33 protein-coding genes are annotated in these 18,230 nt (G+C 60.2%); 29 read left to right on the top strand and 4 right to left on the bottom strand.

From position 1 onward, the window contains the following. Window positions 1–178: 178 nt before the first annotated feature. Window positions 179–2,719, bottom strand: coding sequence for an aminopeptidase N (gene pepN, locus HMPREF2604_RS07330; RefSeq protein ID WP_070564386.1), 2,541 nt, complete (start codon window positions 2,717–2,719; stop codon window positions 179–181). A 101-nt stretch (window positions 2,720–2,820) separates the two neighbouring features. Here pepN and HMPREF2604_RS07335 point away from each other — a divergent pair, with 101 nt between their 5' ends. After that, window positions 2,821–3,435, top strand: a complete 615-nt coding sequence (locus tag HMPREF2604_RS07335) for a mycothiol-dependent nitroreductase Rv2466c family protein (protein WP_070564389.1) — start codon at window positions 2,821–2,823, stop codon at window positions 3,433–3,435. Here the strand turns inward: HMPREF2604_RS07335 and HMPREF2604_RS07340 are convergent. After that, window positions 3,432–3,803, bottom strand: a complete 372-nt coding sequence (locus tag HMPREF2604_RS07340) for a hypothetical protein (protein WP_070564692.1) — start codon at window positions 3,801–3,803, stop codon at window positions 3,432–3,434. The two genes, HMPREF2604_RS07335 and HMPREF2604_RS07340, sit on opposite strands and share 4 nt — an antisense overlap. 107 nt (window positions 3,804–3,910) lie before the next feature. On the opposite strand from HMPREF2604_RS07340, the gene HMPREF2604_RS07345 reads away from it, so the two are divergent. Next, window positions 3,911–4,384, top strand: coding sequence for a ribose-5-phosphate isomerase (locus tag HMPREF2604_RS07345; RefSeq protein WP_070447768.1), 474 nt, complete (start codon window positions 3,911–3,913; stop codon window positions 4,382–4,384). Here HMPREF2604_RS07345 and HMPREF2604_RS07350 read toward each other — a convergent pair. Continuing rightward, entirely contained in the window at window positions 4,381–5,208 is an 828-nt protein-coding gene (locus tag HMPREF2604_RS07350; RefSeq protein ID WP_070564392.1) for an aldo/keto reductase, read from the bottom strand. The two genes, HMPREF2604_RS07345 and HMPREF2604_RS07350, sit on opposite strands and share 4 nt — an antisense overlap. A gap of 387 nt (window positions 5,209–5,595) precedes the next feature. On the opposite strand from HMPREF2604_RS07350, the gene HMPREF2604_RS07355 reads away from it, so the two are divergent. Next, window positions 5,596–6,840 carry a tyrosine-type recombinase/integrase gene (locus HMPREF2604_RS07355; RefSeq protein ID WP_246818392.1) on the top strand — a complete coding sequence of 415 codons (1,245 nt, stop codon included), beginning with the start codon at window positions 5,596–5,598 and terminating at the stop codon, window positions 6,838–6,840. Here the strand turns inward: HMPREF2604_RS07355 and HMPREF2604_RS13665 are convergent. Then, the gene (locus HMPREF2604_RS13665; RefSeq protein ID WP_010191032.1) at window positions 6,781–7,158 is read right to left on the bottom strand and encodes a helix-turn-helix domain-containing protein; all 378 of its coding nucleotides are present in this window, start codon (window positions 7,156–7,158) and stop codon (window positions 6,781–6,783) included. The genes HMPREF2604_RS07355 and HMPREF2604_RS13665 overlap by 60 nt on opposite strands. 137 nt (window positions 7,159–7,295) lie before the next feature. Between HMPREF2604_RS13665 and HMPREF2604_RS14520 the strand changes: the two genes are divergently transcribed. From HMPREF2604_RS14520 to ssb, 26 genes are all read left to right on the top strand, one after another. Further along, window positions 7,296–7,490, top strand: a complete 195-nt coding sequence (locus HMPREF2604_RS14520; RefSeq protein WP_010191031.1) for a helix-turn-helix domain-containing protein — start codon at window positions 7,296–7,298, stop codon at window positions 7,488–7,490. Window positions 7,491–7,563: 73 nt separating this feature from the next. Continuing rightward, window positions 7,564–8,154: a hypothetical protein gene (locus HMPREF2604_RS07365; RefSeq protein WP_070564398.1), complete on the top strand. Its 591-nt coding sequence runs from the start codon at window positions 7,564–7,566 to the stop codon at window positions 8,152–8,154. Between the two features lie 2 nt (window positions 8,155–8,156). Then, window positions 8,157–9,230, top strand: coding sequence for a hypothetical protein (locus HMPREF2604_RS07370; RefSeq protein ID WP_070564401.1), 1,074 nt, complete (start codon window positions 8,157–8,159; stop codon window positions 9,228–9,230). 192 nt (window positions 9,231–9,422) lie between these two features. After that, on the top strand, window positions 9,423–9,788 hold the full coding sequence (locus tag HMPREF2604_RS07375; RefSeq protein WP_070564403.1) for a hypothetical protein: 366 nt from the start codon (window positions 9,423–9,425) through the stop codon (window positions 9,786–9,788). 28 nt (window positions 9,789–9,816) lie between these two features. Next, window positions 9,817–10,698, top strand: a complete 882-nt coding sequence (locus tag HMPREF2604_RS13670; protein WP_168162997.1) for a helix-turn-helix domain-containing protein — start codon at window positions 9,817–9,819, stop codon at window positions 10,696–10,698. After that, window positions 10,695–11,147, top strand: a complete 453-nt coding sequence (locus HMPREF2604_RS07385) for a hypothetical protein (RefSeq protein WP_070564406.1) — start codon at window positions 10,695–10,697, stop codon at window positions 11,145–11,147. The genes HMPREF2604_RS13670 and HMPREF2604_RS07385 overlap by 4 nt, the downstream gene beginning before the upstream one ends. An 88-nt stretch (window positions 11,148–11,235) precedes the next feature. Then, window positions 11,236–11,493 carry a hypothetical protein gene (locus HMPREF2604_RS07390; RefSeq protein WP_070564409.1) on the top strand — a complete coding sequence of 86 codons (258 nt, stop codon included), beginning with the start codon at window positions 11,236–11,238 and terminating at the stop codon, window positions 11,491–11,493. Between the two features lie 83 nt (window positions 11,494–11,576). Continuing rightward, window positions 11,577–11,876 carry a hypothetical protein gene (locus HMPREF2604_RS07395; protein ID WP_070564414.1) on the top strand — a complete coding sequence of 100 codons (300 nt, stop codon included), beginning with the start codon at window positions 11,577–11,579 and terminating at the stop codon, window positions 11,874–11,876. 104 nt (window positions 11,877–11,980) lie between these two features. Further along, on the top strand, window positions 11,981–12,202 hold the full coding sequence (locus tag HMPREF2604_RS07400) for a hypothetical protein (RefSeq protein WP_070564417.1): 222 nt from the start codon (window positions 11,981–11,983) through the stop codon (window positions 12,200–12,202). Next, a complete protein-coding gene (locus tag HMPREF2604_RS07405) occupies window positions 12,199–12,519 on the top strand; it encodes a hypothetical protein (protein ID WP_070564420.1) in 321 nt (106 codons plus the stop codon). Before HMPREF2604_RS07400 ends, HMPREF2604_RS07405 begins: the two co-directional genes overlap by 4 nt. A 4-nt stretch (window positions 12,520–12,523) precedes the next feature. After that, a complete protein-coding gene (locus tag HMPREF2604_RS07410) occupies window positions 12,524–12,799 on the top strand; it encodes a hypothetical protein (RefSeq protein ID WP_070564423.1) in 276 nt (91 codons plus the stop codon). Beyond that, entirely contained in the window at window positions 12,792–13,166 is a 375-nt protein-coding gene (locus HMPREF2604_RS07415) for a hypothetical protein (protein WP_070564426.1), read from the top strand. The genes HMPREF2604_RS07410 and HMPREF2604_RS07415 overlap by 8 nt, the downstream gene beginning before the upstream one ends. Then, on the top strand, window positions 13,163–13,387 hold the full coding sequence (locus tag HMPREF2604_RS07420; RefSeq protein ID WP_070546471.1) for a hypothetical protein: 225 nt from the start codon (window positions 13,163–13,165) through the stop codon (window positions 13,385–13,387). The genes HMPREF2604_RS07415 and HMPREF2604_RS07420 overlap by 4 nt, the downstream gene beginning before the upstream one ends. A gap of 178 nt (window positions 13,388–13,565) precedes the next feature. Then, a complete protein-coding gene (locus tag HMPREF2604_RS07425) occupies window positions 13,566–13,961 on the top strand; it encodes a hypothetical protein (RefSeq protein WP_141746445.1) in 396 nt (131 codons plus the stop codon). Beyond that, on the top strand, window positions 13,958–14,308 hold the full coding sequence (locus tag HMPREF2604_RS07430; RefSeq protein ID WP_070564432.1) for a hypothetical protein: 351 nt from the start codon (window positions 13,958–13,960) through the stop codon (window positions 14,306–14,308). Before HMPREF2604_RS07425 ends, HMPREF2604_RS07430 begins: the two co-directional genes overlap by 4 nt. Further along, window positions 14,301–14,630 carry a hypothetical protein gene (locus HMPREF2604_RS07435; RefSeq protein WP_070564435.1) on the top strand — a complete coding sequence of 110 codons (330 nt, stop codon included), beginning with the start codon at window positions 14,301–14,303 and terminating at the stop codon, window positions 14,628–14,630. The genes HMPREF2604_RS07430 and HMPREF2604_RS07435 overlap by 8 nt, the downstream gene beginning before the upstream one ends. Next, window positions 14,623–15,012, top strand: a complete 390-nt coding sequence (locus HMPREF2604_RS07440) for a hypothetical protein (protein ID WP_246818393.1) — start codon at window positions 14,623–14,625, stop codon at window positions 15,010–15,012. Before HMPREF2604_RS07435 ends, HMPREF2604_RS07440 begins: the two co-directional genes overlap by 8 nt. Beyond that, the gene (locus HMPREF2604_RS07445) at window positions 14,996–15,367 is read left to right on the top strand and encodes a hypothetical protein (protein WP_070564438.1); all 372 of its coding nucleotides are present in this window, start codon (window positions 14,996–14,998) and stop codon (window positions 15,365–15,367) included. Before HMPREF2604_RS07440 ends, HMPREF2604_RS07445 begins: the two co-directional genes overlap by 17 nt. Window positions 15,368–15,369: 2 nt before the next feature. After that, on the top strand, window positions 15,370–15,696 hold the full coding sequence (locus HMPREF2604_RS07450) for a hypothetical protein (RefSeq protein ID WP_070564441.1): 327 nt from the start codon (window positions 15,370–15,372) through the stop codon (window positions 15,694–15,696). Beyond that, window positions 15,693–16,049, top strand: a complete 357-nt coding sequence (locus tag HMPREF2604_RS07455; protein WP_070564444.1) for a hypothetical protein — start codon at window positions 15,693–15,695, stop codon at window positions 16,047–16,049. Before HMPREF2604_RS07450 ends, HMPREF2604_RS07455 begins: the two co-directional genes overlap by 4 nt. Next, complete coding sequence (locus HMPREF2604_RS07460; protein WP_070564447.1) at window positions 16,046–16,261, top strand: hypothetical protein; 216 nt, start codon at window positions 16,046–16,048, stop codon at window positions 16,259–16,261. Before HMPREF2604_RS07455 ends, HMPREF2604_RS07460 begins: the two co-directional genes overlap by 4 nt. Further along, window positions 16,258–16,650 carry a hypothetical protein gene (locus HMPREF2604_RS07465; RefSeq protein WP_070564451.1) on the top strand — a complete coding sequence of 131 codons (393 nt, stop codon included), beginning with the start codon at window positions 16,258–16,260 and terminating at the stop codon, window positions 16,648–16,650. Before HMPREF2604_RS07460 ends, HMPREF2604_RS07465 begins: the two co-directional genes overlap by 4 nt. Further along, window positions 16,647–16,949 (top strand): hypothetical protein, encoded by a 303-nt coding sequence (locus HMPREF2604_RS07470; RefSeq protein ID WP_070564454.1) that lies wholly within the window; start codon window positions 16,647–16,649, stop codon window positions 16,947–16,949. Before HMPREF2604_RS07465 ends, HMPREF2604_RS07470 begins: the two co-directional genes overlap by 4 nt. 34 nt (window positions 16,950–16,983) lie before the next feature. After that, complete coding sequence (locus HMPREF2604_RS07475) at window positions 16,984–17,211, top strand: hypothetical protein (RefSeq protein WP_070564457.1); 228 nt, start codon at window positions 16,984–16,986, stop codon at window positions 17,209–17,211. A 17-nt stretch (window positions 17,212–17,228) separates the two neighbouring features. Then, the gene (locus HMPREF2604_RS07480; RefSeq protein ID WP_246818394.1) at window positions 17,229–17,663 is read left to right on the top strand and encodes a hypothetical protein; all 435 of its coding nucleotides are present in this window, start codon (window positions 17,229–17,231) and stop codon (window positions 17,661–17,663) included. Window positions 17,664–17,735: 72 nt separating this feature from the next. Next, window positions 17,736–18,200, top strand: a complete 465-nt coding sequence (gene ssb / locus HMPREF2604_RS07485; protein ID WP_070564464.1) for a single-stranded DNA-binding protein — start codon at window positions 17,736–17,738, stop codon at window positions 18,198–18,200. Window positions 18,201–18,230 lie beyond the last annotated feature (30 nt).

Genomic DNA, 18,230 nt, shown 5'->3' on the forward strand with positions numbered 1-18,230 from the left:
GCACAGAGACTAAAACAGCACCGTGGGCCCCGCAACCGGAGCGAAGAAACACCCAGCTCAGGTGGTGTGGGAAAGGCCAACCCGAAAATGGAGGAATGAGCACCATGGGTGGGGAAGGTGGCTGTGGGCGTGGAGTTGGCATGAGAAAAGCCCCTCAGGGGAGGGGCTAGACGCGGTGTTAACCGCGGTCGACGGTGCGGTTGCGCAGGGCGCGGGCGAGGCGGTCACGCTGCTCGGTCACCGTGCGACGCAGGCCACCGGCTAGGTCGCGAGAGAGGAATTCGTCGGCGCGGTCGAGGGTTTCCTGGCTGACATCCCAGCGCGGGAACAACCCGGTCACCGTGGTCAGAGCAATCTCGTTGGACTGCGCGGACCAAATCTTTTCCGCCACGTCGAAGAACTCAGCACTTGGCAGGAGCTCGTCGGCGCCTACGAACGTCAGGCCCGCGAGCTTGGACTCCAAGTCGCGGTTGCCCAGCTCGCCGGCGACAATCTCGTCCCACACCGCGCGCTTGTTGTCCTCGGTATTAACCGCGGCCAACGCTTTAAGCGAGGCCTGATAGCCTGTCGCGGTGTTATCGCGCTTGAGTTCCTCAGCCACCGCCGTCATGGCGGCGCCGGCGGCCTCGGGGCCGGTGACGTCGGCAAGCGATCCATCGGCGATGAGCGCGGTGAGCGCCTTCCAGCGCAGGCCCGCATCCGAGGAGGTCTCAAGGAGCTCCTGGAAGAAGGCGCGGGAGGCGTCGTGAAGCTTGATGCCAGCCAGCGCTTGGGTGAAGACGATGGAGCGCGCGGCGTTTTCGGAGCGGGCGCCTTCAAGGAGGGCGTCGGCAAGCTGCGTATCCTCTTTTGCCCACTCTGGGTCGGCGTAAGTGGACTGGGCCATAGCGGCCTGGGAGAGGATTCGCTCCAGCACGGCGAGCTCGGTCTCCGCCGCCGCACCGCGGGCCACGAGTGCGACGAAATCGCGGGCGCGCATGGTACCTACCCGGGTCATCTCCCACGCGGTGGACCAGCACAAAGTGCGGGCCATGGGGTCCTCGAACTTGTCGACATTCTCCAACAGGAACTGCAAGGAACCCGCATCTAACTCGATGAGGCAGTAGGTGAGGTCATCGTCGTTTGTCAGCACGAAGTCGATGTCCGCCTGCTTGCGGCCGATGAGTTCCGGAACCTCGGTGGAGGCGCCATCGATATCCATCTCGATGCGCTCGGTGCGCACCACCTTCTCACCCTGCAAGGCATAGACGCCGACAGCGACGCGGTGCGTGCGCAGGGTATCACCACGCTGGGTGAGGTAGGCCTGCGTGATGATGCCGGACTCGTCCGTACCCAACGCCACGCCCAGCGTGTTTACGCCCGTGGTCTTGAGCCACTGCTGTGCCCAGAAGGACAGGTCACGCCCTGAGGCCTCCTCCAAGTGGCGCAGCAGATCCCCGAAGGTGGCATTCGACCACTGGTGTTCCTGGAAATGGCGGCGCACGCCGGCGAAGAAGTTCTCGCGGCCCACATAGGCCTGCAGCTGCTTGAGCACCGACGCACCCTTGGCGTAGGTAATGCCGTCGAAATTCTGTTCCACGGTCTCAATATCGGAGGCATCCGTGGAAATGGGGTGCGTGGTGGGCAGCTGATCCTGCTGGTAAGCCCAGGCCTTTTCCACATTGGCGAAGGTCACCCACGCGGTGTCGTATTGAGTTTCCTCCGCCTGGGAGATCGCCGCGGACCAGGTAGCGAAGGATTCGTTGAGCCACAAATCATCCCACCACTGCATGGTCACCAAATCACCGAACCACATGTGGGCCAGCTCGTGGAGGATGGTATCCGCGCGGCGTTCGTATTTGTAGTGCGAGGCCTGGGACGTAAAGACGTACTCGTCCCGAATTGTTACGCATCCGGCGTTCTCCATCGCACCGGCGTTGAATTCCGGTACGAAAATCTGGTCATACTTGCCAAAGGGGTAGGCAAAGCCGAAGTTGCGGTGATAGAAATCAAAGCCCTGCTTAGTCTCGGTGAAGAGGCGCTCCGCGTCGAGCGAATCCAGCAGCGAGGGGCGGCAGTAAATCCCCAGCGGCACCTCAACGGTTTGTGCCGGCGAGCCCTCCGGGTGCTCCGCCAACGTTCCGGTCCACGTATCCGTCACACCAACGTACGGGCCCGCGCACAGCGCAATCAAGTAGGTCGACAGCGGGTAATCCACCGCCGCGCGCACGGTATTGCCCGAACGCGTGATGGGGGAGTTTGTAATCACCGTCCAGTGCTCTGGGACCTCGAAGGCCAATGAATAGGTTGCCTTCAGATCCGGCTGGTCAAAGCAGGCGAAGACACGCTTGGCGTCGGCAGTCTCGAACTGGGTGTAGAGGTAGGCCTCACCATCCACCGGGTCGATAAAGCGGTGCAGGCCCTCGCCGGTGCGGGAGTAACGAATCTTCGCCACGACCTTGAGCTCATACTCCGCCACCTGCAAACCCGAGAGTGGGATGCCGTACGTCGGGTCATAAGCGCTGGTGGGCAACGGCGCACCATTGAGGCGGACCTCGAGAAGCTCGTCACCGCGCAGGTCAATAAACGTCGAACCAGCTTCCTTCACCCGGAATTTCACCACCGTGGTGGAGGTGAAGAACTCTTCCCCGGTGAGGTCGAGGGCGACGTCGTAGTGGCTTACCTCCACCATGTCGGAACGCTGCTGGGCTTCCTCGCGGGTGAGGTTAATCGAGGTCATGTACTGTATCTCCTCTTTCTCGGTACCTTAAGTCTCTGCACCAGCGTAGTCACACGCCTAGGGTGGGGTGCCAAAGACCACAGAAACAAAGGAGATTTACCGTGGCTCAACAAGTGACGTTCTGGTTCGACTGCTCATGCCCCTTCGCGTGGCTGACCTCGCGCTGGATTAAGGAGGTGGAGAAGGTCCGCGATATCGAGGTGACTTTTGAGCCGATGTCCCTGTCCGTGCTCAACAAGGGCCGCGACCTGGATCCGGAGTACATGAAGATGATGGAAGCCAACTGGGGTCCTGCCCGCGTGGCGGCCAAGATTGCCGTGGAGGCCCCGGACAAGGTCGATGCCTTCTACACCGCGATGGGCACCCGCATCCACACGGAGGGCCAGGGCGGTAAGAAGGGGTACGGCGCTTATGACGGCATCATCAAGCAGGCGCTTGACGACGCCTCCCTCCCCGCCGACTTCGCCTCCGTGGCCAACACCGAAGAGATGGATGACAAGCTCATCGAGTTCCACAACTGCGGCATCTCCGAAGTTGGCGACGAGGTCGGTACCCCAGTGGTGAAGTTCGGCGATACCGCCTTCTTCGGCCCAGTCATCACGCGCGTTCCCACCGGCGAGGAAGCCGGCGAGCTTTTCGACGCCTCCGTGCGCCTCGCCCAGTTCCCCTACTTCTTCGAGCTCAAGCGCTCCCGCACGGAAGCCCCGCAGGTTTAGCGAGTTCGATTCTGCGTCGCTGCGACGACGACGCAGATGAGGACCACCGGGCTAAGCGCGAAGGCGGGCAGCCCGGCAATGTTGATGATTGGGAGGGAGGCTTGCGCTCGAAATTCCTCCCACGCGGCGACTACCCACGTAGCCCATGAAGCGCCTGCGAGGAGAGCAAGCACACCGGCGGTGATCCCAGCTGCACGGTGTGGCTTCTGTGCTATCCACCAAGCGCCCACCCCGAGGTGAGCCACGGTCATCACGATCGCCATGACCAGGGGCCGGAGGAAGCCGCGTTCCGTGAAGAAACCTGCGGCGAACAAACCGGCGTCGATGAGAAAAGCTACGAGGTATAGAGCGGCGACGCGTCTGGCCATGGGCATGCCAACCTCCTCTTGTGCGTGAGTGGCCCCAAGCGTAGCAAGCGCACGCTATTAATGGCAGGGCTCAGCGGGGAGTCGTGCTGCCCGCTAAGATGTGGGCCATGCGCGTTTATTTAGGAGCAGACCACGCAGGGTTCGAGACGAAGAACGTCATCGCTGAACACCTGGAGAAGCAGGGCCACGACGTCATTGACTGCGGTGCCCACGAGTACGACGCCGAGGATGATTACCCGGCATTTTGCATCGAGGCCGCGCTGCGGACCGTCAACGATCCGGGCTCACTCGGCATCGTGTTGGGCGGTTCCGGCAACGGTGAGCAGATTGCCGCGAATAAGGTGAAGGGCGCGCGCTGCGCCCTGGCTTGGTCCCCCGAGACCGCCCGCTTGGCTCGTGAGCACAACAATGCCCAGCTCATCGGCATCGGTGGCCGCATGCACTCCGAGGAGGAGGCACTCGCCATCGTGGATGCCTTCCTTGATCAGGAATGGTCCCGTGCTGAGCGCCACCAGCGTCGCATCGACATTCTTGCCGAGTACGAGCGCACCAACATTCCGCCGGAGCTTCCGGAGGCTTAGTTCATTTCCTTGGGGTGAGTGCCGCCACGGCCCTCTTCCCCGAGGTCGAGATCAGTAATCGCAGCCATCTCGGATTCATCAAGCTCGAAGCCGAATACATCGAAGTTCTGCGCGATGCGCTCCGGGTTTTCGGACTTCGGGAATACGATGACGCCATTTTGTAGGTGCCAGCGGATGATCACCTGAGCGGGGGAAACGCCATATTTCTCGGCGGGCTCGGTGATTTCCGGCTGCTCGAAGAGATCCGTCTTACCCTGACCTAGTGGACCCCAGGCCTCGATGTGCACCTGGTGGGCGCGGAAGGCATCGAGCTCGCGCCAGCGCTGCAGGTAAGGGTGCAGCTCTACCTGGTTGACCACGGGGGTTTCATCAGTCTGGGTTTCCAGCTGGTCCAGGTGCTCCAGTTCGAAGTTAGAAACACCAATAGACTTGGCCTTGCCGGCCTTCTTTAGCTCAATGAGCTGCTTCCATGCTTCGACGTAGTGGCCGTTGTCCGGGCAGGGCCAGTGGATGAGGTAGAGGTCCACGTAGCCAAGGCCCAGCTTCTCTAGGGACTCGTCGAGGGCTGCGGCTGCGTCAGTCTGGCGGTCATTCCATAGCTTCGTGGTGATGAACAGTTCCTCGCGTGGGATGCCAGACTTGGCAATCGCGCGGCCCACACCTTCCTCGTTGCCGTAGATAGCGGCGGTATCGATGTGGCGATAGCCCACCTTGAGGGCTTCGAGGACCAGCTCCTCGGTTTTATTGGGGTCAACCTTAAAGACGCCGTAGCCGAGCTGGGGGATGGTGTTGCCGTCGTTGAGTTCAATATTCGGTACTGTCATGCGGCCCACTCTACGCAGAGCTTGGTCACCCGCGCAGAAAAGGAAAGTTATGGCCTACGCGAATCACCGGAGTGCTCCGAGTGTGGAGTAGCGCCACAGAATCAAAAACGACTAAAGCCGCACCGGCTAGCTAAAATAGGTGCTCAGTGCAGCTTTTTGGAGGGAATGACGGGAATCGAACCCGCGTCTTCAGCTTGGAAGTCTGAGTGTCGGGTTTTTCCTGTACCAGTACAGGGTGGGTTTCTGGTTTAGCTCCAGCTACGTCGATCTACTGCACTTGTACTAGCGTGTACTAGCCTGTATCGGAGAGTAGCTACAAAATTAGCTACCAAGACTAGCTACCAACCGAGTCAGGATGTTCGAATGCGACCAGTACGAGACCTCACCATGGGCTCCATATACCAGACCAAGGACGGCCGGTATCGCGCCGCTATCACCGTTGGCTACGACGGCAAGGGGCGCCAGGTGCGCCGCACCGTCTCCGCCAAGACACAAGCGGAATGCGTAAGGCGCCGGAACGAGCTATTCATCAAGCTCAAAAAAGGACGCGCCACGCCCGAGGAAATCACCGTCGAAACCCACGTCACCCGCTGGCTCGAAACCACGGCAGCCGAAACCTTCTCCCCGAACAATCTGCGCAATCATAAGTCCTACGCGAGCAAGTACATCATCCCAACGCTCGGCCAATACAAGCTCAGCGACGTCGGGGCGGACGAGGTGCGCGAGCTCGATAAGGCGGTGCGAGATGCTCACGTATCTAGCCGGACGGTACAGATGGTGAGGTCGTCGCTGTCTGTCTGTATGGAGGACGCGGTGAAGCGCGGACTCATCGAGCGGAACCCGTGTTCTCAGGTGCCGCGCCCTAGGGCGGTGTCGAAGAAGCGGACGTCGCTCACGGCGGATGAAGCGCGTCATCTTATAGTCCACTCGGCTAAGGTAGGGGACCCGTTCGCAACCCTCTGGGCGGCGTTTCTATTCCTTGGTCCCCGTAAAGGCGAGCTGCTAGGGCTGCGACGCTCAAAGGTGAGCTTTTCGGCAGCTGGCTGCACGGCCGAGTTAGATAGGGCACTGGTCGAGGTGTCCTGGGCACATGGCGAGGGGTGCCGTTGTAACGAGGATGTGAGGCCGAGCAAGTGCCCCGAGCGCGGCCTTGCGCTGCCGCCCGGGTACGACTACGAGCCCCTGTGGGGGAACCTGATTTTAGCCCCTCCGAAAACCTCATCCTCAGTACGTCTAGTGCACGTACCCGCCCCGCTGGATGCGATGCTCTGGCAGCACGTTCAGGTGACGCCGTCGAACCGGTGGGGGCTCATGTGGGTGTCCGAGCGCGGGTATCCGCTACGCCCGAAAGTTGCGCTTGCAAGGTGGAAGTCTGCGCTGAAGTCGGCGGGACTTCCTATAGTGGACCTCCATACCGCTAGACATACGGCGGCATCTCTACTGGCAGAGTGCGGGGTACCGCCTCAGGTGATTGGGGTCATCCTTGGTCAGTCCACTGTGGATACAACGTTGGGATATGTGCATGTGGGGCGGGCGCAGGCGCAGGCCGCGCTAGCCCAGTACGCGGAGAGGCTAGCCCTGCCGACTTCCTACGGTCAGTCCCCTCAGGTAGGCGACGGCTTCTCGCTGTAGTGGAATGGGTAGGGCCTTGAGGAGTTGCGCCGCCTCGTCCTGTAGGTCTTCTGGGTTCTCCCGTTCTGGGGCGAGACCCGCCGCCTCGAGTACCTGGTTCACGGGGAGGTTGACGGCCTGGGCGGCTTTCGCTAGCGCTTCCGGGGTTGGGGTGATGGGTATCTTTTTGCCGTCTCGGATGTTGATTCCGGTCTCGAGTCGGCGCCACCATGATTCTGATAGGCGGGATCGTCGGGCGGCTTCGGCCTTGGATAGGCCCTCGCGTTCGCGGGCGTGTTGGAGTAGTTGGCCAGCAGGCCACTGCTGGGGTGTGGTCATGGCTATGAGGTTATCAGCGGTGGCGATCCTAATCTTGCACGGTACGGCCTAGTACATTATAATACTGGGTAAGGGTTCAAAATGAGCCCGCCTAGTACCGGACGGTACAGCCCTGCAAGGCAGAAAGGAATCACCATATGGCCTACAAAAACGATGGGCTATACAACCAGAAGGAGGCCTGCCAATACCTGGGAGGCATCTCACGGAACACGCTTTATCTACTTCGGCGAGATGGCCTACTCGCGGAGACCAAACTAGGGTGGCGAGTCTTTTTCAAGAAAGCCGACCTAGACCGCTGCATTGAGATGCAGGAACTACTCAACGCGGCCTAAAACGTAAAAAGACCCCTCGGAGCTGCAACTCCATAAGTGAGGGGCCGCATCGGCAGAAAGGAATCTAAACACGATGCAAATTCATGATAACACCCCGACACCGGCGTCCGAAACCGCAGAGCGCGACCCGTACGAGAAAGTCCTACTTCAGGCCGTCGTGCTAAGGAGGCTCAACGGCATCCATAAGGAATTTAAGGACAGCATCACCCGCGACATGGAACCTGGCGACAAGCGCACGGTAAAGAACGCCCAGGGCCTTGAGCTGGGCAGCGTGTCGAAGTCCGCGCCCGGAATGAAAGCAGTCTGTACCGATAACGCTGTGCTTCTCGCTATGGCTGAGGAGCAGGGCCGTGAAATTGTTGACGGGCTACCGTCGCCGTCTGATCCCCGCCATGAGGAAATTATTCGCCTCCTCATGGGGCTCGGGCTCACTAACCTGCTTGAGTCCGCCGTCGTGAAAGAGGACGCGGACGCAATCGCCGCGCAGGTTCTTGAGGACTGGCAAATTACCGGCGACCTCCCGGCCGGGTGGGAGATACGGGAGGCCTCCACTAGCCGCATGTCGATTACCCCGAAGCGCACTAAGGCAGCTCGCGCCGCGATAGACCGGCTCGTTCAGTCTACCGGCGCAATTCTTGAAATCACCGACGGAAAGGACTCCTAGCCATGCAGTTCACCACACGCAAACCATCGTGCAAGGCATCATTCCCGCTCATGCTCCTTGCGGGTATTGAGGGTGCTGGTAAGACGTGGGCCGCTGTTGAGGCGACCGGCATGGCATCCGTAGACCGCGCCTTCTTCATCGAGGTGGGGGAGTCGCAGGCGGACGCCTACGGCGCGGTTCCCGGTGCTGACTTTGAAATCATCGAGCACGACGGAACCGTTGGGCAGATTCGTGGGGCTATCCACTGGGCTGCCCAGCAGGCCCCGGCTGAGGGCAAGCACAACCTCCTCATCATCGACTCGATGACCGAGATTTGGCAGTTGCTTCAGGACAACGGGCAGGAGGAAGCGAACCGCCGCGCCCGCAGCAAGGGCCGCAAGATTCCTGAGGACGGTGTGCGTCTGAGCATGGACTTGTGGAATCAGATGAAGTCGACCTGGAACGGCCTCTTGCAGCAGTGCCGCCAGTTCCCCGGCCCGGTGCTCATGACCTCCCGCCTGGAACTTGTGACGGCGATGGACGAGAGGGGTAACCCGACGCGGGATAAATTCTGGAAGGTTCAGGCGGAGAAAAACCTGCCGTTCAACTGCCAGGTCGTGGTGCAGGCGAGGGCTCCGCGCCAGTGGACGATGACGAAGATCGCTACGACCGTTCCCGAGCTCCAGCTCCAACCCGGTGCCGAGATGACGTTCAACGACTTCTCCGTGGCGAAACTGCTGGACGGTATGGGCATTGGCGCCGATGCAGCCCCGAGCACGTTCGTCGAGACCCGCCCCGATGGGGAGTTTAGTGAGGAGAAGCAGGCCGCTAAGGCCGCCGAGGAGCAGGCGGAGGAGCGGAAGGCGTACGTCCTTAAGCAGACCCAGGGGCTCCTCCGGGCCGAGTCCTCCGGTGATGTGGAAACGCTTCACAAGGCCCTGCGCTACTACGAGTCAAGGTCGGATCGTGAGCTCGTTGGCATGGCCCGCGAGACCCTCGACCGCCTAGAGAAGTCCCAGCGCATGGAGAAGGCTCAGGAGACCGTCGGGAGCGTGTTGGATGGTGAGGTGGTCGAGCCGACCGCCGACGCCGCCTAGCTACATTCCTCATTGCCCTAGGCCGGTGGGATTGCAGACCCCTGGCGGGTGCCTGCGCCACCGGCCTAGCTATCTTTTCGTGCCCTGCGGCCCGGGCCATACAAGGGCCGCCCTAAAATAATCCATGTACCCCACCTGTACGCGGCTGCAACCGTGAGCGGTGTGGGGGAGTAGCAGAAAGGAATCCTTGGGATGAAGCGATCCCCCATGAAGCGCCGCCCCCGCCGTGGTGGGGCAATGCCCCCTGAGGTGTACGAGGCGGTAATGATGCGCAGCCGGGGAAAGTGCGAGGCCCGGCTCCCTGGCGTATGCACCGGCAAGGCAGAGGAATGGCACCACCGCCAGCGCCGACAACGCAATAATGACGCCGTGGCCAATGGCGCCGCCCTGTGCCACGCCTGCCACCACCACATCACCCACGTGTCGCCGAAGCTAGGGCGCGGGCTTGGCCTAATCGTCCACTCGCACCACCCGAACCCTGCTGAGGTGGCAATGAAGGTGGGGCGTGACTGGGTGTTCCTCACCGAAGACGGCGGCTATAAGAAAGTGAGCCTCTAAGGTGAGCTTGCAAGCAATGAAGTGGGCCATGTCTAAAGCTCCGATTAAGCGGGACGCGGCCCAGTGCCGCAACCGGCTGGTGCTCGTAGCCCTAGCAGACCGATACAACGACGATACCGGCGTGTGTTGGCCGTCGATTAAGACCATCTCGGAGGAGATTGGTGTGTCTGTGCCGACGGTGCATAAGGCTATCCGTTCCCTTGAGGAGGCTGGTCTTATTGCCCGTGGTAACCCGCACTGGGTGTCGCACCTGAGGGCTGATAGGAGGCCGACAGTGTGGACATTGAGCCTCGATATGGTTAAGCCCGAGGGGGATGTCCGTGAGACAGATAACGGTGTAACTGAGGTACTTGATCGGGGTGAAGGCGTCTTAACCCCGCATGATGAACGGGGTAAAGGCGTGTTTAATGCACGGGGTAAAGACGTGTTAAACGACGGGGTTAAGACGTCTTTACACAAACCCAAAGGGAACCCAAACCCTGAACCTAAAGATCTTGATCATCCTTCGGATGATCGTTTCACCGAGTTCTGGGATACGGTTCCGAGAAAGGTAGGCAAGGGGGCGGCACGTAAGGCGTGGAAGAAAGCGGTGAAGAAGGCGGACCCTCAGGTCATCATTGAGGGGATGCGCCGGTATCGGGATGACCCGAACCGGGCTGACGAGTTCACCGCGCACCCTTCGTCGTGGCTGAATGCTGAGAGGTGGGATGATGATCCGCTCCCGGCTAGGGGAGGTGGGAAGAAGGCCCCGAGCTTTTTGGACTTCGCCCCATCACGCTCCACGCCCCGAAATCAGCAGTTTGACGCCCCGTATAGCGGCGAACTGCCCGGCTCTACACATTCACCCCTCCCGCCAGGTATTGAGCCGCCTACGGGGCCGCAGGCACTATTCGAGGAGTACCCAGAATGAGCACACCACAGCAGCGCGAGCTAGCCGCCTACGTGCTGGAGTACGGCAAGCGCCTCGCCCCGGACAGGTTTCCGCAGCCGTCGGCTGAGGTGGTGGACGCGTGGGGTGATGTGCTCGCGGCGGTGCCTCTTCCTCCGCAGGTGTGGCCGGATGCGGTGAGGTTGTGGGCGCTGGAGCTTGCCGGGCCACGTATGGTGACGCCGCGTGACCTTAAGCAGGCGGCGTTTGCGGTGCGTGACCGGTGGGAGTCTGATCCGGTTCGGAAGCGTCAGCTGGATGCTCACCGTGAGCGGTTGCGCGAGGAGCGTGACGCGCAGTTGGCGGCGGGGACTTTCGGTGAGCTTCGGGGCTATAAGCCGTTGGAGGTTGGTCACGCTGGGGAGGTTGATACGGCGGGTATTGTGGAGCGTATAAAGCGCGGGTTACGAGGTGGAACGGGCAGCGCATAGTACTCAATTTTACTTTTTGTAAACCGTGATCTATACTTAAACACGTAAGCAAGAAAGCCCCTGCAAGGGCCAGCAGAAAGGAAGAAAAATGAACTCCACCGACTACTACGTCGCCTACAACATCACCAACGAATCCGACCTCGACATGGTGACCATGGGAGGACAGCCCAAGTACCACATCGGCGGAAACTCCTACATGCGCCGCATCACCATCATCGAGGGCTACACCAAGGCCGAGAAGGAAACCTTCGAGCGCATCATCAGCATCAGCGAGAACGGCGCACAGGTTGAGGTTTACGACTGGACGCCAGCTGACTGCGACATGTACGTGAAGGTGAACAGCTAACCACCAGCACGGGAGGGGCGCGCATTCCCCCTAATCACGCGCACTACATGAACCCCTGCAAGGGTAATCAGAAAGGAATCACAATGAGCGTCACAACGAGCTCCGTATATAGCCATAACGGGCTTGCCTACGAAATGCGAGTCACTGAGACCGGAAAGCGCCCACAAGATAAAGACGTCGAGATCGAGTACCTCGGGGATGATAAAGCCGCACCGTTCAGCCTATCCGCCTACTGGAACGGCGTTAAGGAAGTTTGGGATGTGAAGGTGGAGTTTCGTCCGCGTATCGCCCATGACTCTCTGAACCTCCGTTCATATGTTGAGGATGTTCAGCTCGGAGTGGAGATGGTTACTGAGTTCCGGGAAATCCTGAACGCTGGGTAAGGCCCGGGGCGTGAGCGTGATGGGGATGACGTTCACGCCACCGACCACCTCCCCTAATTGGAAACAATGCCGCCTGCAAGCGGCCCGCAGAAAGGAATCAGCGCATGTCATCGCGCACCCTAGATTTAATCTTCATTGACCTTGCTTTATTCATCACCATCGTGTGGGCCCCGGTAGTGGCCGGGGTTCAAGCCGGGCGGAGTTTCCACTGGTCTATCGGCACCGCCGTGGCCGTCCTTCTTTCGACTATCGCCGTCGCACTCTGGTACCGCTTTGCCACCTCCCCGGCGTCTCTGCCGGGGCAGGACTGGGGGTGTGAAGAATGAGCCTCCCATACCCGCGCTACGGCGAGCCCCACGACGACTACACCGAAGTTGAAGCAGTAGCCACCCTCGCCCACCCCGACGGCACCACCACCCGCCACGGCCTCATCATGAACGCCCCCGTCTACGACGAGCGCCCCGACCTCCTGGAAGCCTGGGACAACGAAGACTACGAGCCGGTCAACTTCAACGAGTTCGCCCAAGCTATGCGAAACGCGGAGGAGCTTGTAGACCTCGATATTTGGGACGGCACCACACCCGAGTTTGACCGAATCTACCGCCCCTCGGCCCTCACCCTGGCTATGCGGAAGGCAGGCTAGGGCAATGCCCGGGATCAGCCTCGGCCCGCGTGACGAGTTCCTGGTCATCGGCGCGGTGCGCTACGCGAGGGGCCGCGCCACCTACGTCGTCAAGGAAACCGTCGACTGGGTCATCAAACACTGGGATGAACTGAGCGACAACACACGCTATGTCATCGCCCGCGACGTAGCCGAGGAATGCGACTACCGCGACAACACGCACCGCAGCGTCCTTAGTGAAATCGACGACAAAGACTGGCAACGCCTCCACAACCACATCAAGGAGCACATCAATGACTAACCCAACCCGCCAAGAAATCATCGACGCGTATGACGCGCTAGAAATTCTATACGACCTAGTCGAAGTACTCTCATTCACCGATTCGGAAACTCACCTGGCGCGGAAACACTGCGCAACCGTCCTCGCCGCCCTGCCACCCAAGCCGCGCCCCACCATGGTGGAAATTGAGTGGGATGACGACAAGCACTACATGGCAGAAGCGGAGCACGTGCACGATTACACAGTCATCATGCTCAAGCCGATGAGGTCAGAACCCAGAATTAAGTGCCTAGCCTTTCACGATGGAGACTTTTGCATAGTCTACTCAGACCCCGAAGACCTCACCCCGACCGGTAAGCGCTACACCCTCACAGAGGTGCAGGAATGATTACCGAAGCGCTAGTAGGCGCAGCATTCCTAGGAGCATGCGGACTGGTGGCCTGCATTGGGGAGGACGCACCCCTACGGATGAAAGCCGCAGCGGTAGTAGTGCTCGCAGTAGCCGGTGCCGCTATCGCCGTCGCCACCATGTCAGTAACTCGCTACATCACTGGGGTCATCGCAGACGAAGCCTACAGCCACATCACACAGGAAGAAGCACACCAATGATCGGCCCTTGGCATCGTTGGTTTGCCTGGCACCCCGTCAGAACCGAAGAGCACGGGTGGCGGTGGCTGCGCACCGTCGAACGCCGACAAATCACCGGCCCTACATTCTCCCCACTAGAAAGCCCGCACCTGTGGGAATACCGCCCCACGCCTGACAACCGACACGAAACGGAGAAACAATGCCCCGAATAATGTACAAGCCCCGCACCGACCGAAATGAGTACATCATCTGGTCAACAGTGGTCGACCTACCCATGAGCTGGGTGCTCGACCGGGACACAGCGAAGGAAACGTGGCGCGCCGGAGGGTGCTCAATCCTGGGTACCCCGATCAGTGAAGAGCAGGCCGAGGAATCCATGGTGCGCGCCGACACTACAGGCTGGTCAATCATCGACCTGGATTGCCCCGAAGACGAAGGGCTGAACCTCGCGAACATCAACGGCTACCCCGGCCCCTACAACTTCGGCATATGCGACCTGGCAGACCTCCCAGCCGTCACCCGCGCCATCGAAGCCGAGGACTGGGACACCCTGCACCACCTACTCAACGAACTAAGCACCGTGGAGGACAAATGACTGACCTGAGTACCAGCACCTTGAAGCGCCTTCTCGCTGAGGAACGAAAAAATCAGCTCGCCTTGCAATGGACGTACAAGGGTGCCGCAGCCAGCAGCATTTACCACGACTACCCCAGCAAGCACGAAGAGATATACGGGATACGAGCGGAACGAGAGATAAGCCAGCTGGTTGCCCTCGGCCCCGAGATAGCCCAAGAGCTACTCATCCTTAGGGATGCGCTGGAGGACATCATCGACATTTGGCAGTACGCCGCTACTGACCCGAAGCGCACGCCGATAGAGCAGAACCTCGCCGCAAGGGTAGTAGAGCACATCAAAGAAGCACTAGGAGACCACGATGACTGACCTGAGTACCACCAACCTGAAACACCTACTGGCTGAGGCCACACCCGGCCCGTGGGATGCGCGGAGAGACTACAGCGAGACATACCATCTGTTCGACGCGGAGGACGAGTATTTGGGAATCATGCACGACCAGGACGCCCACCTCACCGCCCTGGCCCCGGAACTCGCGCAGGAAGTCATACGGATGAGGGAGGCGCTGCGCGACCTCAGTGTGGTGTGGGTGGGCGTAAGCGTCGACCCAGACCGCCTCCCAGCGGAGCAGCAGCTCGCAGCGACGGTAGTAGACCACATCAACCAAATCCTAGGAGACCACGATGAGTAACCAAGACAAGGCCGCGCAGGTCATTTACGACGAGGTCAACCAAACGTGGGCGCGTGGGGAAATCCTCACAGCGGCAGGCGAAGCAGAGCGCCTCGCCAACGCCCTCGCAGACGCGGGCCTACTCACCCCAGACCCGCCTGAGCCGTGTATCTACCCGGACACTGGGGAGCATGAATGGCACATGGAAGACGGCTACGTGTCTGTTGAGGACGGCATTATCCACGTCATCCACGACGAGACGAACGACGACAATGAGCCGGACGCGTTGATGCCTGACTGGGCTGAACTCCGCTTCTCCACCACCACCAAAGGCCGCGAAACTGCCTACGCAATCCTCGCCGCCTGCGACCACAAGGACACCCAGGATGAGCAAACAAATTAGCGCCGCCAAAGCAATCAAATTCGGCATCAAACGCGGCTACACCCCGGACCAAATCGCCACCCTGCTAGATATGTTTAATTTGCTCGCCGATGGCCTCCCGGAACCAGCCCGCGACATGCGAGACCCCAAATGGCAAAAAGAGTACGAAGCAGCCTGGGATGACCACGAAGCACCCAGCTTGTGGGACACCACCACCCTCGTAGAGGTAGGTGTCTTCCCCAACGACCGGGACATCACCATCTGGTACGACGGCGAACCCATGGAGCCATTCACCATCGACGAAGTGAAATCGCTCCGGCTTGCCCTCCACGCCGCAGAGAACTACGCGGAAATCTACGCAGAGAATCAGGAATAAGCATGACTAATTTTGACCAAGCCCTCGCTGTGCTGGAATCCGCCCGACGGCCCGGCGAGCTACGCATCCACCCACACGACGCGGTAGAAGCACTCGCTAACGCAGGGCTACTAGCCCCGGACCTGCCTGAGGCGAACGACGCGGGAATCATTGTGCCGGGAGGTAAGGGCTGGCTACCCTGCGGCCTCACCGGCCCGAGTGTATGGACAGCACCCGGCGGCAGAGTCATGGTGCAGCGCGTCGAACCCGGCGACCTCACCCCAGCGGAAGCCCGCTTCTTCGCCCTCGCCGTCCTCGCGGCAGCCCAATACTCGAAGGAGAAAGCATGAACATTAAAGGATTCCGCATTACCAACAGGGGACGCGCAGCCCTGATAGCGGTGAAGGAAAACAATAAGCAGGATGAAGAAGTCCCTGCGCATTACCGCATAGCTAATGAACTCGCTGAGGCGGGGCTACTGGCTGAAGACCTACCGGAACCCAGCCGGGGCATGGGTTCAGGCGGCGCAGTCTGGTACCTACCCGGCCCGGTAGGCGATATTCGCAGCTATGGGGAGCACATCGTCGTCTTCGGGCATGACTGCCAAGAAAAGCCATTCCGGCTGGTGCTCAACGCGCCGGAGGCAGTCGCCATTGGCCGCACAATACTCGCAGCGGCCAAGCATGAGGAGGGGAAAGCATGAGACCCCACAGAATCAACATCAGTCCACGCGGCATAACCCTCGACGGCCTCCCACTCCTACACAGTGACGAAGCCCCAACCATCGAAACAATCCTCCCCAATCTCCACCGTGTTCACCTCACCGTGTACGCCGACCACATCCAACTCGACGGCGACAACCACCACACGCCAGAAGCCACACCCATCTACGACCAACTGAAGGAGCAGGCATGACCACTCTTGCAGACCTCACACCCGAAGAACGCGCCAACTGTGTAGGCATGTGGTGTGACTACCGGCCAGCAGTAGGAACCAAAGGCCCGCACAGCGCGCCCGAAGAAGTCATAACCACCGTAATCATCAAAGCTGGCAACGACTACGACGCGGCCTATGAAGACGAATACGAAGTCTTCAATGCGGCAATCGGACACGAGCTAGTGCAGCCGGAGCAGATAACTCTCCGCCCCGACCTCCCCCGCGCCTGGTCACCAGACGGCAAACCACCAGCAGGGGAATGGGAGCACGCCGAATACCTAGGCAACTACAAAGACATGACCGACGTGTACCACTACGACGGTGACCCCACACACCGCCGCTTCGTAGGGGAATGGGAGGAAGAATGAACCGCTGGAAGGTCAATAAAGCATACGGCATCTGGTACGCAATCGAACACGGGTGGAAGCGCTACCAAGGCTTCCCAACCTGGGCTGAGGCCATGGCATACGCCGACCGTTATTCTCGACTAGCCCCGGACATCACCATTGAAGACCCAAGCGGCGCATTCTGTGACCTCACCGCCACCAACAAGCGAGAGTATATTCACCTCAAATCGGGCGGCGACACGTTTAACCTCGCACCGCATGAATGGAGGCCACTAGCGGGCTTCCTACTAGACGTGGCCAACCTAGTGGAGGAAGCATGAGCGCGGCGTAGCTGCCCCTAGATACGATAGAGACATGATGACCGATGACGAATTCGCCGCACTTCAGGAGCGGCACCTACAGGATGCGATAAAAGCACACCGGGAGGTGGAGGACTTGAAGGACGCCATGCGCGCCGCTAAGACCGAGAGGTCTAACGCTGTCCGTCGAGCAAGCGCCGCTGGTGTGCCAATGGGGAAGATGGCTGAACTTCTCGGTGTTTCTAAGCCGATGCTGTCCCTTATTGCTAAGGGCGAACGATGAACAAGAAGGAACTTTCAATGCGTAAAATTCTACTCGCGGCCTGCGCCGCCCCGCTTCTACTATCGGGATGCGGCGGTGGGGCTGAGGACACCCCGACGCCCACCAGTGAGCTGTCCACGACTGCCGAGGCAGCCCCGGGCAAGACGGACCCGGAGACATTCGAATCGGCTATCCAGGTACTGAACTACCTACAGGGCCAGAATGTGACATGCGCGAATACAGACAGCATCGAACAGGGGTTGACCTGTGAGACGTCTGGCGTCTCGTACATTGTGAACGCTGACCCGACTGGCCAGCTTGTGGAGGCAATGGTTGGCGCCGCCGAGCAGGTTGATAACACGGCCTTAATCTACGGCGATCACTGGTACATCTCCTGCGCCGGGGTATCAGCCCCGACGGCTTGCGCCTCGGCGGGAGCGTCCCTCACGGACTACGAAAAAGCAGGATTCTAGAAACTTCTCCTAAAGCGGCGGCTGCAACCGTCGCGGGGCTGACCGCCCCAAAAAATCAGAAAGGATACGTCCATGACCATTCAAGATGTCACGATCGTCGGAAATATCAGCACCGACGTAGAGCTCAGATACACGCCTCAGGGTACCCCGGTGGCCCAGTTCAGTGTCGCGGTAAATGAGCGCCGCCTCAACCGCGAGACGAACCAGTGGGAGGACGGAGACGCCACGTTCTACCGGGTGAGTGCGTGGAAGCAGCTAGGGGAACATGCCGCCGAAACTCTCGCTAAGGGCATGGAGGTTATCGTGAAGGGCAAGTTCACAGCCCGTAATTACACGACCAGGGAGGGTGTCGAGCGTACCGCGCTGGAGGTGACCGTGAATCCGGGCAAGGGGGCGCTTGGCCCGTCGTTGATGTGGATGGTGGGCAGCATGTCGAAGGCCCGGCAGGGCGGTGGGCAGCAGGCGCCGCAGCAGGACCCGTGGAATAGCGCCCCACGGGGCGGCTTCAGCGGTGGGAGCTCGGAGCCACCGTTCTGATAGGTGGCCTGCGAATATGCCCGCAGTGGG

The sequence above is a fragment of the Corynebacterium sp. HMSC055A01 genome, from assembly GCF_001809405.1.
Taxonomy (GTDB): Bacteria; Actinomycetota; Actinomycetes; order Mycobacteriales; family Mycobacteriaceae; genus Corynebacterium; species Corynebacterium hesseae.